This is a genomic window from Novosphingobium sp. Gsoil 351 (genome assembly GCF_009707465.1).
GTDB lineage: Bacteria > Pseudomonadota > Alphaproteobacteria > Sphingomonadales > Sphingomonadaceae > Novosphingobium.
Genome location: NZ_CP046120.1, coordinates 1753636 through 1769284 on the forward strand (window position 1 = coordinate 1753636; position 15649 = coordinate 1769284).

Genomic DNA, 15649 nt, shown 5'->3' on the forward strand with positions numbered 1-15649 from the left:
TGATGGTCAGGCCATGTTTGCCGTCGTCGGAGAGTGCGTCGATATACCACCAGGCATAGCCGCCGGGCGGGACGGCCGCATCGAAGCGCGGTCGCGGATCAGGCTTTCGGCCGCGAGCCGCCCCGACAAGGCGGCCATCGGCACCCCTGCGCCCGGATGGGTGCTCCCGCCCGCGCAGTAGAGCCCAGGGATCCGCGTCCGGGCGCCCTGGCGCAGGAAGGACGCCGCCCACCCGTGCGAGGCCCGTCCATAAAGGGCTCCACCCGTCGACGGGAACAGCCTCGCGAAAGTATTGGGCGTCGCCAGCGAATGCGACAGCGGCGCCTCCAGCGTCAGCCCGCATCGCGTAAGACTGCGCACCATGGCCTGCGTGCATCGCTCGATCTCCTCGGGGGTGTAGTCGTGGGTGTCGCCATTGGCGGGGGCGTTGACGATGATCTGGAAGCGCTCACGGCCCTCCGAACTCGACTTGGCAGGCGCGAGGCCATCGGCGGCATCGCGATCCTGCGCGCAGACGTAGACGCTGGGATCGGCGGGCGGGCGGCCCGCGGCGATGGCGCGGAACTCGGCGGGATAGTCGGGCGAGAAGAACACGTTGTGACGCGACAGGGGGAAGCCGTCGGCGCGCGCATGAGCGAGCCAGGTGAACGCCGAAAGCGAACGATTGGCTGGGCCGAGCGGGCCGCCAGCGCGCTCCGCTTCGGGCCCGAACGCGCCGTCTCCCAGCGCTGCGGGATCGGCGTTGACCAACACCGCATCGGCGGCGATGCGCTCGCCATCCCGGCTGATCACCCCCGCCGCACGGCCATGCGCAACCTCGATCCGCGCCACCGCGGTGGAGGTCCGAAAGGTCACCCCGCGCGCCTCGGCCAGCTTGCGCAGCGCCTGCGCCAGCGCGCTCATCCCGCCCTCGATCAGCCACACCCCGCGCGCCTCGACGTGGGCGATCAGCATCAGCGTGGCAGGGGTCGCGAACGGCGAGGAGCCGCAATAGGTTGCATAGCGCCCGAACAACTGGCGCAGCCGGGGGTCGGCGAATTGCTCGCCGAGCACTTTCCATAGCGTTTCATAGGGCCGGATCGCGAGCAGATCGCCGACGCGCGCCAGCCCGATCCGCCGCATCAGCGGCAGCGGCCACGCGGCCTTGGGCGCGCGCAGGAAACTGTTCTCGAGGATCGCGAAGATGCGCGCCGCCTCGGCGCGGAAGGCACGGTATCCGGCCGCCGCCTGCGCCCCGGCGAAATCGCCGATGGCCGCCTCGCTGCGCGCAGGATCGGCGTGGAGGTCGAGTCGGCCGGAGTCGTTCCAGGCGTGGCGGGCGAGCACTGGGGCGGGACGGACCGCGAGGTGGTCGTCGAGCCGCTCGCCGGCCTCGGCGAACACCTCGTCGAACACCTCGCGCAGGGCGAAGACCGTAGGCCCGGCATCGATCAGCGCGCCGTCGACCGCGACCCTGCGGACCTTGCCCCCGACGTCGGCCTCTTTCTCCAGCACCGTCACCACGCAGCCGCGCAAGGCGAGGAGCAGCGCGCCGACCAGCCCGCCGATACCGGCCCCGATCACCACCACCCGCGTGTCCGCCATGGCCTCTCCTCGCGAGGAGGATTGACCAAAGCACCCGGAGTGTCCAGTCCCATGGACAGATGCAGACGTCGGGCGATCTGGGCGACAAGCCCCCATCCGGAGTGCGCGCGGCATGGCTGCGCTGGCGCAACCGGGTGCTGGCTTCGACGCGGTTCCAGCAGGCCGCCGCCGCATTCCCCCTCAGCCGCGCGATCGCGCGGCGCAAGGCCGCCGGATTGTTCGATCTGGTCGCCGGGTTCGCCTATTCGCAAGTGCTGGCCGCGACGCTCGACAGCGAGCTGCTGGACTTCCTCGAAGCGGCCCCGGCGACAACCGGAGCGGTCGCCGCACGGACCGGGCTCTCGCCCCAGGCCGCCGAGCGCCTGCTCCGCGCCGCCGCCGCGCTCGACCTGACTGAGCAGATCGCGCCGGGGTGGTGGACGCTGGGCCAGCAGGGCGCGGCGCTGTCGGGCAACCTGGGCGCGCGGGCGATGATCCGCCACCACCGCCTGCTCTACGCCGACCTTGCCGATCCGCTGGCGCTGCTCCGCGCCGACCGCCGCGAACCGACCGCGCTGGCGAAATTCTGGACCTATTCGGCGTCGGCCACGGGTGCCGAAGCCGGACCTTACACGCAGTTGATGGCGGCATCGCAGGCGATGGTCGCCGCGCAAGTGGTCCCCGCCTATCGCTTCGATCGTCATCGCGCGCTGCTCGATGTCGGCGGAGGCAGCGGCACCTTCGCGCGCGCGGTCGGAGCCGCGCATCCTGCTCTTCGGATCGGCGTGCTCGACCTGCCGGGCGTGATCGCCTCGCTACCGCCGTCCGCGATCGAACCCCACGCCGGCGACTTTCTGCGCGATCCGCTGCCACCGGGCTACGACCTGATCAGCCTGGTCCGCGTGCTCCACGATCACGACGACTCACCCGCCCAGCACCTGCTGTACGCGATCCACGCCGCGCTTCCCCCCGGCGGCAGCCTGCTGCTCGCCGAGCCGATGGCGGATACGCGCGGGGCGCGGGCGATGGGCGACGCCTACTTCGGAACGTACCTGTGGGCGATGGGATCGGGGCGACCGCGGACGGCGCGCGAGATCGGCGCGATGCTGAAGGCGGCCGGCTTTCGCCGATGGCGCGAAGTAGCAACGAGCCAGCCGCTCATCGCACGGATCATCGTCGCGTTAAGTTGACACCTTTCTCTGTCATGAACGATTGACACCCGTTTCCGTTTGGTTACGTTGCCAACTGGGCGAGCATCCCGCCGATGCCGTCCGGGGTTCTTCGCCCGGAAAGGAAGCGAAGCCGATGGAGGGAGTCGCAGTCATCCTCGAAGCGCCGCGGCAGCTTGCGCTCCGCTCGCTCGAGCTGACTCCCCCGCTGCCGGCGACGTGGTTGTCGAAACGCGCTGGAGCGCGATCAGCAGCGGCACCGAAAAGCTCCTGTGGACCGGCGAGATGCCGTCCTTCCCCGGCATGGGTTATCCGCTGGTTCCCGGCTACGAATCGGTTGGCCGGGTGGTCGATGCCGGCACCGAGGCCGAGGCGCGGATCGGCGACTGGGTCTTCGTTCCCGGCGCGGCCTGTTATCGCGATGCGCGTGGGTTGTTCGGCGGCACCGCCGCGCGCCTGGTGGTGCCATCCGCGCGCGCCTTGCCGGTCGCTGAATCGCTCGGCCGGGACGGCACCTTGTTCGCGCTCGCCGCGACCGCGCTCCACGCGCTCGAAGGCGGTGAGGCGCCGGACCTGATCGTCGGCCACGGCGTGCTCGGCCGCCTGCTCGCGCGCCTCGCCATCGCCTCGGGTGCGCCGGCCCCGGTGGTGTGGGACACCAACCCGCTGCGCCGCGGTGGCGCGGCCAGCTATGATGTGATCGATCCCGCCGACGACGACCGCCGCGACTATCGCGCGATCTACGACGTCAGCGGCGACGCCACGCTGCTCGACGTGTTGATCGGACGCGTCGCCAAGCGCGGCGAGATCGTCCTCGCCGGGTTCTATCGCGACCGCCTCAGCTTCGGCTTCGCCCCGGCGTTCCGCGCCGAGGCGCGGCTGCGCGTCGCCGCGGAATGGGGGCCGGACGACCTGTTCTCGACCCGCGCGCTGATCGAATCGGGCGCGCTCGACCTCTCGGGCCTGATCACCGACGTTCGCCCCGCCGGGCAGGCCGCCAGCGCCTATCCGATGGCGTTCGACGATCCCGACTGCCTCAAGATGGTTCTCGACTGGAGCGGCACCGCATGACCATGCTCGATCTCCATTCCGGCCTGCGCGACGAAGCGGGAATCGAACCCGACCCGGTACCGACCGGCGAGGTCAAGAGCGCCACGCAGATCATCGCGATCTACGGCAAGGGCGGCAGCGGCAAATCGTTCGCGCTCGCCAACCTCAGCTACATGATGGCCCAGCAGGGCAAGCGCGTGCTGCTGATCGGCTGCGATCCGAAGTCCGACACCACCAGCCTGCTGTTCGGCGGCAAATCGACCCCGACGATCATCGAGACCTCGAGCGCCAAGAAACTGGCGGGCGAGGAGATCGGGATCGAGGACGTCTGCTTCCAGCGCGACGGGGTGTTCGCGATGGAGCTGGGCGGGCCCGAGGTCGGGCGCGGCTGCGGCGGGCGCGGGATCATCCACGGGTTCGAGACGCTCGAGAAGCTTGGCTTCCACGAATGGGGCTTCGACTACGTCCTGCTCGATTTCCTCGGCGACGTGGTCTGCGGCGGGTTCGGTCTGCCGATCGCGCGCGACATGTGCCAGAAGGTGATCGTCGTCGCCTCTAACGACCTGCAATCGCTCTACGTCGCCAACAACGTCTGCAAGGCGGTCGAATACTTCCGCAAGATGGGCGGCAACGTCGGCGTCGCGGGCATGATCCTGAACAAGGACGACGGCACCGGCGAGGCCAATGCCTTCGCCGAGGCGGTCGGCATCCCGGTGCTGTGCGCGATCCCCGCCAACGAGGACATCCGCAAGAAGTCGGCCAACTACCAGATCATCGGCAAGCCCGGCGGGCAGTGGGCCGGCCTGTTCGAGGAGCTGGCGATCAACGTCGCCGAGGCCCCGCCGCTGCGCCCCAACCCGCTCGACCAGGACGGTCTGCTGAACCTGTTCAGCGCCGACATCACCGGCGCGGACTTCACGCTCAAGCCCGCGACCCAGGCCGACATGCGCGGGGTCGAATTCGTCACCAAGCCGAGCCTCGAGGTCATTTATGACGAGGCCTGACGCATGACCGACCTCGCCCTTCCCGTGGCGACGCGCGAACGCGACCGGATCGATCTCGATCCCGTCGCCGAAGCCGGCGGCTGCCACGGCGGGGCGGAGACGATGCGCGAAGCCGCTAAGGCAGCGGGCAAGAGCGAGATCCTCGATCGTTACGCACAGGATTACCCACAGGGACCGCACGACCAGCCGCAATCGATGTGCCCGGCGTTTGGGTCGCTTCGGGTAGGCCTCAGGATGCGGCGCACCGCGACCGTGCTCTCGGGCTCGGCCTGCTGCGTCTATGGCCTGACCTTCACCTCGCACTTCTACGGCGCGCGGCGCAGCGTCGGCTACGTTCCGTTCAGCTCGGAGACGCTGGTCACCGGCAAGCTGTTCGAGGACATCAAGGAAGCGGTCGAGGGCCTCGCCGATCCGGCCAACTACGACGCGATCGTCGTCACCAACTTGTGCGTGCCGACCGCCAGCGGAGTACCGCTGCGGCTGCTCGGCAAATCGATCAACGGCGTGCGGATCATCGGCATCGACGTGCCGGGCTTCGGCATCCCGACCCACGCCGAGGCCAAGGACGTGCTGGCGGGCGCGATGCTGAACTATGCGCGCGGCGAGGTCGAGGAAGGCCCAGTCGCCGCGCCGAAGACCCGTTCGGACAAGCCGACTATCACCCTGCTGGGCGAGATGTTCCCCGCCGATCCGGTCGGGGTGGGGATGATGCTCGAACCGCTCGGCCTCGCCGCCGGGCCGGTGGTGCCGACACGCGAATGGCGCGAGCTCTATGCCGCGCTCGATTGCGCCGCGGTCGCCGCGATCCATCCGTTTTACACCGCCAGCGTCCGCGAATTCGAGGCCGCGGGGCGAGGCATCGTGGGATCGGCGCCGGTCGGCGCGGACGGAACGGCGGCGTGGCTCGACGCGATCGGCTCGGCGTGCGGTATCGCTCAGGAAAAAGTCGATGTGGCCAAGAACCGCTTCGTCCCCGCGATCCGCGGCGCGCTCGCCGCCAATCCGATCAAGGGGCGGATCACGGTTTCGGGCTATGAAGGGTCCGAGCTGCTCGTCGCCCGGCTGCTGATCGAGAGCGGCGCGGATGTGCCCTACGTCGGCAGCGCCTGTCCCCGAACCCGCTGGTCCGATCCCGACCGCGAATGGCTCGAAGCCAAGGGCGTGCGCGTCCAATACCGCGCCAGCCTCGAACAGGATCTCGCCGCGGTCGACGAGTTCGGGCCCGACCTGGCGATCGGCACCACCCCGGTGGTCCAGCACGCCAAATCGCGGGCGATCCCCGCGCTCTATTTCACCAACCTGATCTCCGCGCGCCCGCTGATGGGCGTCGCCGGGGCGGGAAGCCTCGCCGCGGTGATCAACGCCGCGATGGGCAACAAGGCGCGCTTCGACAAGATGCGCGAATTCTTCGAAGGCGTCGGCGAGGGCCACGCCGCGGGGATCTGGGACGAGACCCCGCAGGATCGCCCGCAGTTCAAGAAGAAGTACGCCGCCTTGAACGAAGCCGCGCGCAAGGCCGCCGAGGCGGTGGGATCATGACCCTGGTCCTCGATCACGATCGCGCGGGCGGATACTGGGGCGCGGTCTACGTGTTCACCGCGATCAAGGGTCTGCAGGTGATCATCGACGGCCCCGTGGGGTGCGAGAACCTGCCGGTGACGTCGGTGCTCCACTACACCGACGGGCTTCCCCCGCACGAGCTGCCGATCGTGGTTACCGGGCTGGGTGAAGAAGAACTCGGCAAGACCGGCACCGAAGGCGCGATGAAGCGGGCGTGGAAGACGCTCGATCCCGATCTGCCCGCAGTGGTCGTGACCGGATCGATCGCCGAGATGATCGGCGGCGGGGTGACCCCCGAAGGCACCAACATCAAGCGCTTCCTGCCGCGCACGATCGACGAGGACCAGTGGCAGTGCGCCGACCGCGCGCTGTCGTGGCTGTGGAAGGAATTCGGCCCCAAGGCGGTGCCGGCGCTCAAGGAGCGCAAGGAGGGCGAGAAGCCCCGGGTCAACATCATCGGCCCGGCTTACGGCATGTTCAACATGGCCTCGGACGTCGCGGAAATCCGCCGCCTCGTCGAAGGCATCGGGGCCCAGGTCAACATGGCCTTTCCGCTCGGCAGCCACCTTGCCGACGTTCGCCGCCTGGCCGATGCCGAGGCCAACGTCTGCCTCTACCGCGAATACGGGCGCAATTTGTGCGAGGTGCTCGAGCGGCCATATTTCCAGGCCCCGGTCGGGCTCAGCTCGACCACCGCCTTCCTGCGCGCGCTGGGCGCCGAACTGGGCCTCGATCCCGAACCGTTCATCGCGCAGGAAAAGCACACCACGATCAAGCCGCTGTGGGACCTGTGGCGATCGGTCACCCAGGACTTCTTCGCCACCGCCAATTTCGGGATCGTCGCCAACGAGACCTATGCGCGCGGCATCCGTCACTTCCTCGAAGACGACATGGGGCTGCCCTGTGCATTCGCGTTCAGCCGCAGCGCCGGGATCAAGCCGAAGAACGAAGAAGTCCGCGCCGCGATCCACGCCGCGCCGCCGCTGGTGGTGTTCGGCAGCTACAACGAGCGGATGTATCTCGCCGAGTGCAACGCGCGCAGCATCTACATTCCGGCGAGCTTCCCAGGCGCGGCGATCCGCCGCCACACCGGCACGCCGTTCATGGGCTATTCGGGCGCGACCTACCTCGTCCAGGAAGTGTGCAACGCGCTGTTCGACGCGTTGTTCAACATCATCCCGCTCTCGACCCAGCTCGACGCAGTCGAAGCGACCCCGGCGCGGCCGCACCGCGAACTGGCGTGGGACGCCGACGCCAAGGCCAAGCTCGACGCCCTGGTCGAGGCGCAGCCGGTGCTGGTTCGGATATCCGCCGCCAAGCGCCTGCGCGATGCCGCCGAACGCGCCGCGCGCCGCGCCGGCGACGACCGCGTCACCGCCGATCGGCTGGCCGACGCCCTTTTGGAGGGAGCCGGCTGATGCGCGGCCCTCGCCCCCGCAGTTTTCACCCCATTGCCCGCGCCGCGGGCTCAGAAATCCCCACGACTCGCTCGGGGGATACCGCCGGAGGGGCGCCAGCCGCTTCTCGCACAGCAAGGCAAGACTGGAGATGGAGCTATGAATGATCCGACACCACGCGACGATCGCTTCGGGCTGAGGACCTACCTCACCCCCGAGGAGGCCAAGGAATTCCACAAGCTGTTCATGAGCAGCTTCCTCGGCTTCACCGCGGTCGCCATCGTCGCCCATATCCTCGTGTGGATGTGGAGGCCGTGGCTCTGAGCCACTTCGACAGTCGCTCCTCACCAAACACGGTCCGGGGCGAGATAATGTTCATTTCGCAAGGATAACGACCATGTGGAGAATCTGGCTCATTTTCGACCCGCGCAGGGCCCTCGTGGCACTGTTCATTTTCCTGTTCGTGCTGGCTCTGGTGATTCACTTCATCCTGCTCAGCACCAATAAGTACAACTGGCTCGATGGCCCGCACGATGCGGCGGCGCCGATGGCGGCACCCGCGGCAGCGGCTCCGCCGGCGACCTGACCCACGGCTGTTGCGAGGGGCGGCGGCCCACAAAGCCGCCGTCTCCCGCGGTCGCCAGCCGTTGGCGAATGACGATAACACGGGTCCCGCCGAACTGCGGCGGGGGAGGATAAAGCTATGGCGCTGCTCAGCTTCGAGCGGAAATACCGCGTGCGCGGAGGCACCCTGATCGGCGGAGACCTGTTCGACTTCTGGGTCGGCCCGTTTTACGTCGGCTTCTTCGGCGTGGTCACCGCGATATTCGCCTCGCTCGGCACCGCGCTGATCTTCTACGCCGCGTCGCAGGGACCGACCTGGAACCCGTGGCTGATCTCGATCGCGCCGCCGGACTTGTCCTACGGCCTCGGCCTGGCCCCGCTCAACCAGGGCGGTTTCTGGCAGATCATCACGGTCTGCGCGCTGATCTCGTTCACCTCGTGGGCGGCGCGCGAGGTCGAAATCTGCCGCAAGCTGGGCATGGGCTATCACGTGCCCGTCGCCTTCGGCTTCGCGATCTTCGCCTACTTCTCGCTGGTGGTGATCCGCCCGGTGCTGCTGGGCGCGTGGCACTTCGGCTTTCCCTATGGCATCTTCAGCCACTTGGATTGGGTCTCGAACACCGGCTACCAGTACCTCCATTTCCATTACAACCCGGCGCACATGCTGGCGGTGAGCTTCTTCTTCACCACCGCGCTGGCGCTGGCGCTGCACGGCAGCCTGGTGCTTTCGGCGGTCAATCCGCCCAACAACCCCGACGGCACCCCCGGCGAGGTCAAGACCCCGGAATACGAGGACACCTTCTTCCGCGATCTGATCGGCTATTCGATCGGAACGCTGGGCATCCACCGCCTCGGCCTCCTACTCGCGCTCAACGCGGCGTTCTGGAGCGCGGTGTGCATCATCATCAGCGGACCGCTGTGGACCAAGGGCTGGCCCGAGTGGTGGACCTGGTGGCTCAACCTGCCGATCTGGTCGTGAGGGAGCAACGATAATGGCTCGTTATCAGAACATCTTCACCCAGGTTCAGCTCCGCGCGCCCGAATACGGCATCCCGCTGCCGCCCGGCGAAGAGCGCAGCGGCGGGATCGGCTTCAGCGACCTGTTCGGCCGGATCGGCGGGGCGCAAGTCGGCCCGATCTATCTCGGCTGGCTGGGCACCGCATCGCTGATGTTCGGCTTCCTGGCGATCGAGATTATCGGGCTCAACATGCTCGCCTCGGTCAACTGGAACTTCATCCAGTTCATCCGCCTGCTGCCCTGGCTGGCGCTCGAGCCGCCGGGGCCCGAGTGGGGCTTCACCTTCTTCGTGCCGCTGGCCCAAGGCGGGTGGTGGCAGCTCGCCGGCTTCTCGCTCACCGCCTCGGTGCTGCTGTGGTGGCTTCGCACCTACCGCCGCGCCCGCGCGCTGGGGATGGGCACGCACGTCGCCTGGGCGTTCCTTTCGGCGATCTGGCTGATGCTCGTGCTCGGGTTCATCCGGCCGATGCTGATGGGCAGCTGGGCTGAGAGCGTGCCGTTCGGGATCTTCCCGCACCTCGATTGGACCGCGGCGTTCTCGATCCGGTACGGCAACCTGTTCTACAACCCGTTCCACGCGCTTTCGATCGCGTTCCTCTATGGTTCGACGCTGCTCTTCGCGATGCACGGCGCGACGATCCTGGCGGTGGGCCGCTATGGCGGCGAGCGCGAGATCGAGCAGATCACCGATCGCGGCACCGCCTCGGAACGCGCCGCGCTGTTCTGGCGCTGGACGATGGGCTTCAACGCGACGATGGAATCGATCCACCGCTGGGCCTGGTGGTTCGCGGTGCTGACCACGCTGACCGGCGGGATCGGCATCCTGCTGACCGGGACGGTGGTCGACAACTGGTATCTATGGGCGCAGCAGCATCACTACGCGCCGTCCTATCCTGTAGCCGGGGTCCCCGACCCCGCCGGTCTGGGGAGCGTCGGACAATGAGGAGACCTATTCTCGTCGCCGCGGCGGCAACGTTGCCGCTGGTTCTGGGCGCCTGCGAGCTGGCGCCCAAGACCACCCACCAGAACGGCTTTCGCGGCACCGGCATGGATACCATCAAGGTCTCCGCTGCCGCCGCGGCGAGCGCCGTGCCCGCGCCTCCGTACGATCCACCCGCCGCGACCGGCGGCACGCCCGCCGGCAACGTCTACAAGAACGTCCAGGTGCTGGGCGACATTTCAGACGAGCAGTTCAACTACACGATGGCCGCGATCACCCAGTGGGTCGCGCCGGCCGAGGGTTGCAACTATTGCCACAACCCGGCGAACATGGCGTCGGACGAACTCTACACCAAGGTCGTCGCGCGGCGGATGCTGCAGATGACGCGCGGGATCAACCAGGGCTGGACCAGCCACGTCGGCAAGACCGGGGTGACCTGCTACACCTGCCACCGCGGCCAGGCGGTGCCGAGCGAGCACTGGACGCTGCCCGCCGCCGATCCGACCAGCATCGTCGGCAACCGTCACGGCCAGAACGATCCGGTCTCCAACTCGGCGTATTCCTCGCTGCCCAACGCGGCGGTGGCCAAGTACCTGCTTGGCGGGACGACGCCCGAGGACGTCCGAGTAGTGGCCAAGACCTCGCATCCTTCGCCCGCGGACAGGATCTCGATCAAGCAGACCGAGGCCAGCTATGCGATGATGATGCACATCACCCAGGCGCTGGGGGTGAACTGCACCTATTGCCACAACGCGCAGTCGTTCCAGACCTGGGCGACCAGCAACCCGCCGCGCGCCACCGCCTGGTACGGCCTGCGGATGGTCCGCGACATCAACGGGAAGTACATCGGGCCGCTGAGCGCCGTCTTCCCCGCCAACCGCAAGGGCGAGGGCGGCGATCCGTTCAAGGTCAACTGCACCACCTGCCACCGCGGCCAGAACAAGCCGCTGGGCGGAGTCGCGATGAGCAAGGACTATCCGGCCCTGTTGCACGGGGGGTACACCCAGACGGCGGCGCCGATGATGCCCGCGCCCGCCCCGGCGGCAGCGCCTGCTGCGGGGGCTGGGACGACGGCGACGCGGTAGGCGATCCTCCCCGGCACGGGGAGGGGGACCAGCGAAGCTGGTAGAGGGGTTTCGCGCCACCACGCGGCGTTGCGTGAGAAGGCGTCCCCCTCCGTCAGCGCTTCGCGCTGCCACTTCCCCGTCCCTGGGAGGATCGTCCCCGCCTCTTCACGTCCGCCAGATGCACCGGGAACGACAGCGCCAGCGGCAGCGCGATCCACGGCCAGGCGGCACCGGTCAGAGCGCCACGCAATGCGACGATCAGCAGCACGGCTGGCAGCAGCAGTAGAGCGACTGGGAGAGCCTCGCGCCCACGCGCGACCAGCCAGAACGCCTCGACGGCGAGCACGACGAGAATGAAATCGGCGGCGTGGCCGCTGGCGAACAGCCATGCCATCGCGTCGCTCAGCGGAACGGGCCGTTGAGCGCGACGATCTGCCAGTTGAGCGCGCCCGCGATCGTGACCCACACCAGATAGGGCGCCAGCAGCAGCCCGGCGGTGCGCGACAGGCGCCCGCACACCAGGATCAGCGCGGCGATCGAGCACCACAGCGCGATCAGCTCGCCGAACGCCCAGTCAGGCCGTTGGAGGCGGAAAAAGATCAGGCTCCACAGCAGGTTAAGGAAGCCGTTCAGCGCGAACATCCAGACCAGCGTGTCGGCCTCGCGGCTGCTCGCGGTCTGCCGCCAGGCGGTCACCGCGGCGCTCGCGGTCAGGGTGAAGACCACCGTCCAGATGATTCCGAAGGCCGGGCCGGGCGGGTTCCAGTCGGGCTTGCGCAACGCCTGATACCACGGCCCCAGATCGGTGATGGTGCCCCCGACCACGCCGACCAGGATCGCCGCGAAAGCCGCGATCGTTACCGGGGCGATCCAGCTGCGGCTTACCTGCACGCTCACTGCGGCAGCGGCCTCAACCGCAGCAGATGCCCCATGTCCTTGAAAAATATCCGCAAATGGGCAAGCGGCTTGGCCCGCACCAGGCGCTTGTTCATATAGGCCTGCCAGGTCAGCTCCTGCACGTCGGCATCGGCGCACATCGCCACGAACCGCTCGCGCCGCTCGTCGCTCGAGTACCAGAACCGCTGCATTATCCCCAGCACCCAGAACACCCGCCCGTGCTCGCGCATGAACGCCTTGCGCGCGGACTTGAGCGCGCGCGGGTTGCCGGTGGCGAGAAACGCCTCGCCCGCATCGGCCGCGGCGCGGCCGCCGGTCATCGCGTAGTAGATCCCCTCTCCCGAAGCCGGGGCAACCACCCCGGCGGCGTCGCCGGCGAGCAGCACATCGCGGCCGTTGTCCCAGCGTTTGAGCGGCTTGAGCGGGATCGGCGCGCCTTCGCTGCGGATGGTGGCGCAGTCGGTCAGACCCAGATCGCCGCGCATTTCCTTCACCGCGCCACGCAGCGAAAAGCCCTTGTTGGCGCTGCCGACCCCGATGCTCGCGGTCTCGCCATGCGGAAACACCCAGGCGTAGAAATCGGGCGAAAGCTTGCCCTGGTAATAGACGTCGCAGCGCCCACCGTCGAAGCCTTCGGGGGTCGACGGGGGCGAGGCGACGATCTCGTGATAGGCGAACACGCAAGGGATCCGCTCGGCCCCGGGCAGATTCTGCCGGGCCACCGCCGAACGCGCGCCGTCAGCGCCGATCACCAGCCGGGTGCGAACCTCGCGCAATTCCTCGCCGCGCGCGTCGCGATACCACACCGCAGTGCCGTCCTCGTCGCGCTCGATCCGTTCGAACACCCCGGTGCGGCGCTCGGCCCCGGCGGCGGCAGCGCGCGCGCGCAGCCATTCGTCGAACACGTCGCGGTCGACCATCCCGACGAAACCGATCTCGCCCACCGGCATGTCGACCCGGCGATTGGCGGGCGAGACCATCCGCGCCGAGCGCGCGCGCGCGACCAGCAGGCTGTCGGGGATCGCGAAGTCCTTGAGGAGGCGTGGCGGTACTGCGCCGCCACACGGCTTGATCCGCCCGGCACGGTCGAGCAACAGCACCTTGCGGCCCTTGCCTGCAAGATCGGCGGCCGCGGTCGCCCCCGCGGGGCCACCGCCGATCACCACCGCGTCATAGATCGCCTCTTTCATGTCGAACGCACCGTCTGGGTACTCCTTCGCGCGGCGCTGACCGCGAGCAGTGCGGCGAGCGCGAACAGCCCCGCCTCGCAGGCGAAAATCAGGCGGAAAGCGGCGGCGGTGCCCATCCCGTCGGCACGCGCGAAATCGACGCCGAGCGCGCCGGTCAGCCCGCCCAATCCGAAGGCGATCGCCTGGGCCGCGCCCCACACGCCCATCCGCACGCCCTCGCGGGTCCGCGCCCCCGCGCCCGCCAGCCCCATCATCGCGCCGATCGCCGAGACCGCGAACACGCCGTTGGCGAAGCCCAGCGCGAAGACGTTGGCGGCGAGCGGCCAGCCGGCACCGAAGCTCGCCGCGACGGCCAGCCCACTTAGCGCCAGCGCCGAACCGAGGCAGCCGCCGACGATCCAGATGCGCAAGTCGGAAGGCAGTCTCCCCGCGAACGCGCTGCCGCCGATTCCCGCCATGATCATCCCCAGCAGCACGCCGCCATGCTGGGTGCCGGAAAGCTGGGTCGACTGGCCGGGGCTCATCGCGAAGACGAGGCCCGCGAACGGCTCGAGGATCAGGTCCTGCATCGAATAGGCGAGCATCGAGACGAAGATGAACAGGGTGAAGCGGCGCGCCTCGCCCTCGCCGAAAATCTCGCGCAACGCTTCGCGCAGCTCGGGCGGTGGATCGCTTTTTACCGTCGCCGCGGGCGAACCGCCGCGTTCGAGGCGCCAGGTGGCAAGGCAGGTCAACGCCAAGGCGCATCCCGCGACCCCGGCGGCGACGCGGATCAGGCGGCCTTGCGAAAACGGCTCGAGCAGCGCTCCCGCCACGCCCGCCGAGACCACGATCCCCGCGACCATCATGATCCACGTGACCGAGGCGGCCGCTGCGCGCCGTTCGGGCGCGACGCCCGACGCGAGCAGCGCCAGCATCGAGGTGCCCGCCGCGCCGACCCCCGCGCCGATCAGCGTGAACCCCGCGATCGCCAGCGTCATCGCGCCCGCGGGCATCATCGAGTGAAGGGTCGTCGCTTCGACGGCGAGCAGCGCGCCCGCCGCCAGGATCGCCATCCCGCCGACGATCCAGGGCGTGCGCCGCCGCCCGTTGTCCGAACCCTGCCCCCATAGCGGGCGCGAGAGCTGGACCGCATAATGCCACGCTACCAGCCCTGCCGGGATCGCCGCGGCGAACCCGTACTCGACCACCATCACCCGGTTGAGCAGCGAGGTCGCGAGCATCGCAATCGCGCCGATCGAGGCCTGGACCAGCCCCAACCGGAAGATCCCGGTCCAGCCGATCCACGCCCCCGGTCGGATCGAGTTCACCAGTAGCCTCCCAGCCCCAGCGCGCTGGCGAGCATGCCGAGCACATAGAGCGTGATCCCGGTTCCCCCGTACCACGGTGCGTTGGCCGCAGGATCGCGCAGCAACTTGGGCATGGCCAGGAACTGGGCGAAGAGCAGCACGGTCACGATCGCAGCAGGCAGCAGCATCCCCCACATCGCCAGCAGCGCGATCACCCCGACTTGCGCCAACGCCATCACCGCGCAGGCCAGCCGGGCCGCGTTGGCCACGCCCAGCGTCACGGGCAGCGAGCGCAGCCCGGTGGCGCGATCTCCCTCTACCGCCTTGAAATCGTTGAGCGTCATGATCCCGTGCGCGCCCGCGCTGTACAGCGCGATCACCGCCAGCACCCGGTCCGGCGGCAGGCCCCCCGCCATCACGCTGGCCCCGGTGAACCAGCTCAGGCCTTCATAGCAAAGCGCGACAACCGCGGGGCCCAGCCAGCCGCTGGTCTTGAAGCGGAACGGCGGCGCGCTGTAAGCCCAGGCGCAGGCGATCCCGAACAGCGTGGCGATCAAAACCCAAGGACCCGTCGCGAACGCCACGGCCAGCGCCAGCACCGTGCCGATGCAGGCGATCCACAGCCCCCAGTGCCCCGCGATGCGCCCCGACGGGATCGGACGGTCGGGTTCGTTTATCGCGTCGACATGGCGGTCGAACCAATCGTTGACCGCCTGGCTGGTGCCGCAGACCAAGGGTCCGGTCAGCGCCATGCCGGCGATCACGAAGGCCCAGCGCCCGCTCGGCGAACTGCCCGAGGAAACGATCCCGCATCCGAACGCCCAGATCGGCGGAAACCAGGTGATCGGCTTGAGCAGTTCGAGCACGTCGGCCGGCTTGGGGCGCGGTGCGGGAACAGGAGCCGATACTGGCGGGACGACCGTTCGTGTCACGGTTGGAAG

16 protein-coding genes are annotated in these 15649 nt (G+C 68.8%); 10 read left to right on the forward strand and 6 right to left on the reverse strand.

Translation table 11 applies throughout. The features are described 5' to 3' along the window. Positions 1 to 6: 6 nt before the first annotated feature. Positions 7 to 1584: a 1-hydroxycarotenoid 3,4-desaturase CrtD gene (gene crtD / locus GKE62_RS08420; RefSeq protein WP_154691860.1), complete on the reverse strand. Its 1578-nt coding sequence runs from the start codon at positions 1582 to 1584 to the stop codon at positions 7 to 9. Between the two features lie 59 nt (positions 1585 to 1643). On the opposite strand from crtD, the gene GKE62_RS08425 reads away from it, so the two are divergent. The 10 genes from GKE62_RS08425 to pufC all read left to right on the forward strand — a co-directional run bounded on the left by GKE62_RS08425 (position 1644) and on the right by pufC (position 11350). Next, positions 1644 to 2753: a methyltransferase gene (locus GKE62_RS08425; protein WP_154691861.1), complete on the forward strand. Its 1110-nt coding sequence runs from the start codon at positions 1644 to 1646 to the stop codon at positions 2751 to 2753. A 198-nt stretch (positions 2754 to 2951) separates the two neighbouring features. Next, the gene (bchC, locus tag GKE62_RS08430) at positions 2952 to 3803 is read left to right on the forward strand and encodes a chlorophyll synthesis pathway protein BchC (RefSeq protein ID WP_370516079.1); all 852 of its coding nucleotides are present in this window, start codon (positions 2952 to 2954) and stop codon (positions 3801 to 3803) included. Further along, entirely contained in the window at positions 3800 to 4786 is a 987-nt protein-coding gene (locus tag GKE62_RS08435) for a chlorophyllide a reductase iron protein subunit X (protein ID WP_154691863.1), read from the forward strand. The genes bchC and GKE62_RS08435 overlap by 4 nt, the downstream gene beginning before the upstream one ends. A 3-nt stretch (positions 4787 to 4789) precedes the next feature. Beyond that, the gene (gene bchY, locus GKE62_RS08440; protein WP_154691864.1) at positions 4790 to 6325 is read left to right on the forward strand and encodes a chlorophyllide a reductase subunit Y; all 1536 of its coding nucleotides are present in this window, start codon (positions 4790 to 4792) and stop codon (positions 6323 to 6325) included. Next, positions 6322 to 7764: a chlorophyllide a reductase subunit Z gene (gene bchZ, locus GKE62_RS08445; protein ID WP_154691865.1), complete on the forward strand. Its 1443-nt coding sequence runs from the start codon at positions 6322 to 6324 to the stop codon at positions 7762 to 7764. Before bchY ends, bchZ begins: the two co-directional genes overlap by 4 nt. Before the next feature lie 138 nt (positions 7765 to 7902). Continuing rightward, positions 7903 to 8067 carry a light-harvesting antenna LH1, beta subunit gene (gene pufB / locus GKE62_RS08450; protein ID WP_154691866.1) on the forward strand — a complete coding sequence of 55 codons (165 nt, stop codon included), beginning with the start codon at positions 7903 to 7905 and terminating at the stop codon, positions 8065 to 8067. A 73-nt stretch (positions 8068 to 8140) separates the two neighbouring features. After that, the gene (gene pufA / locus GKE62_RS08455; RefSeq protein ID WP_154691867.1) at positions 8141 to 8329 is read left to right on the forward strand and encodes a light-harvesting antenna LH1, alpha subunit; all 189 of its coding nucleotides are present in this window, start codon (positions 8141 to 8143) and stop codon (positions 8327 to 8329) included. 117 nt (positions 8330 to 8446) lie between these two features. After that, positions 8447 to 9286, forward strand: a complete 840-nt coding sequence (gene pufL, locus GKE62_RS08460; protein ID WP_154691868.1) for a photosynthetic reaction center subunit L — start codon at positions 8447 to 8449, stop codon at positions 9284 to 9286. Between the two features lie 13 nt (positions 9287 to 9299). After that, positions 9300 to 10268, forward strand: a complete 969-nt coding sequence (pufM, locus tag GKE62_RS08465; RefSeq protein WP_154691869.1) for a photosynthetic reaction center subunit M — start codon at positions 9300 to 9302, stop codon at positions 10266 to 10268. Next, a complete protein-coding gene (gene pufC / locus GKE62_RS08470) occupies positions 10265 to 11350 on the forward strand; it encodes a photosynthetic reaction center cytochrome PufC (protein ID WP_154691870.1) in 1086 nt (361 codons plus the stop codon). Before pufM ends, pufC begins: the two co-directional genes overlap by 4 nt. 94 nt (positions 11351 to 11444) lie before the next feature. On the opposite strand, the gene GKE62_RS08475 is transcribed toward pufC, so the two are convergent. From GKE62_RS08475 to chlG, 5 genes are read right to left on the reverse strand one after another with little or no spacing between them, the layout of a single operon-like run. Continuing rightward, a complete protein-coding gene (locus tag GKE62_RS08475; RefSeq protein ID WP_195908678.1) occupies positions 11445 to 11726 on the reverse strand; it encodes a hypothetical protein in 282 nt (93 codons plus the stop codon). 8 nt (positions 11727 to 11734) lie between these two features. Further along, a complete protein-coding gene (locus tag GKE62_RS08480; RefSeq protein WP_230207013.1) occupies positions 11735 to 12229 on the reverse strand; it encodes a TspO/MBR family protein in 495 nt (164 codons plus the stop codon). Beyond that, positions 12226 to 13419: a geranylgeranyl diphosphate reductase gene (locus GKE62_RS08485; RefSeq protein WP_154691871.1), complete on the reverse strand. Its 1194-nt coding sequence runs from the start codon at positions 13417 to 13419 to the stop codon at positions 12226 to 12228. Before GKE62_RS08485 ends, GKE62_RS08480 begins: the two co-directional genes overlap by 4 nt. Next, positions 13416 to 14729, reverse strand: coding sequence for a BCD family MFS transporter (locus tag GKE62_RS08490; protein WP_230207014.1), 1314 nt, complete (start codon positions 14727 to 14729; stop codon positions 13416 to 13418). Before GKE62_RS08490 ends, GKE62_RS08485 begins: the two co-directional genes overlap by 4 nt. After that, positions 14726 to 15640 carry a chlorophyll synthase ChlG gene (chlG, locus tag GKE62_RS08495; protein ID WP_154691872.1) on the reverse strand — a complete coding sequence of 305 codons (915 nt, stop codon included), beginning with the start codon at positions 15638 to 15640 and terminating at the stop codon, positions 14726 to 14728. The genes GKE62_RS08490 and chlG overlap by 4 nt, the downstream gene beginning before the upstream one ends. Between the last annotated feature and the right edge of the window lie 9 nt (positions 15641 to 15649).

What these genes read in the sequence shown, in the direction of transcription:
- GKE62_RS08485 (WP_154691871.1), bottom strand. Translation starts at nt 13,419, where the DNA reads ATGAAAGAGGCGATCTATGACGCGGTGGTGATCGGCGGTGGCCCCGCG.
- bchZ (WP_154691865.1), top strand. Translation starts at nt 6,322, where the DNA reads ATGACCCTGGTCCTCGATCACGATCGCGCGGGCGGATACTGGGGCGCG.
- GKE62_RS08435 (WP_154691863.1), top strand. Translation starts at nt 3,800, where the DNA reads ATGACCATGCTCGATCTCCATTCCGGCCTGCGCGACGAAGCGGGAATC.
- GKE62_RS08475 (WP_195908678.1), bottom strand. Translation starts at nt 11,726, where the DNA reads ATGGCATGGCTGTTCGCCAGCGGCCACGCCGCCGATTTCATTCTCGTC.
- bchY (WP_154691864.1), top strand. Translation starts at nt 4,790, where the DNA reads ATGACCGACCTCGCCCTTCCCGTGGCGACGCGCGAACGCGACCGGATC.
- pufL (WP_154691868.1), top strand. Translation starts at nt 8,447, where the DNA reads ATGGCGCTGCTCAGCTTCGAGCGGAAATACCGCGTGCGCGGAGGCACC.
- pufC (WP_154691870.1), top strand. Translation starts at nt 10,265, where the DNA reads ATGAGGAGACCTATTCTCGTCGCCGCGGCGGCAACGTTGCCGCTGGTT.
- GKE62_RS08425 (WP_154691861.1), top strand. Translation starts at nt 1,644, where the DNA reads ATGCAGACGTCGGGCGATCTGGGCGACAAGCCCCCATCCGGAGTGCGC.
- pufB (WP_154691866.1), top strand. Translation starts at nt 7,903, where the DNA reads ATGAATGATCCGACACCACGCGACGATCGCTTCGGGCTGAGGACCTAC.
- pufA (WP_154691867.1), top strand. Translation starts at nt 8,141, where the DNA reads ATGTGGAGAATCTGGCTCATTTTCGACCCGCGCAGGGCCCTCGTGGCA.
- crtD (WP_154691860.1), bottom strand. Translation starts at nt 1,584, where the DNA reads ATGGCGGACACGCGGGTGGTGGTGATCGGGGCCGGTATCGGCGGGCTG.
- pufM (WP_154691869.1), top strand. Translation starts at nt 9,300, where the DNA reads ATGGCTCGTTATCAGAACATCTTCACCCAGGTTCAGCTCCGCGCGCCC.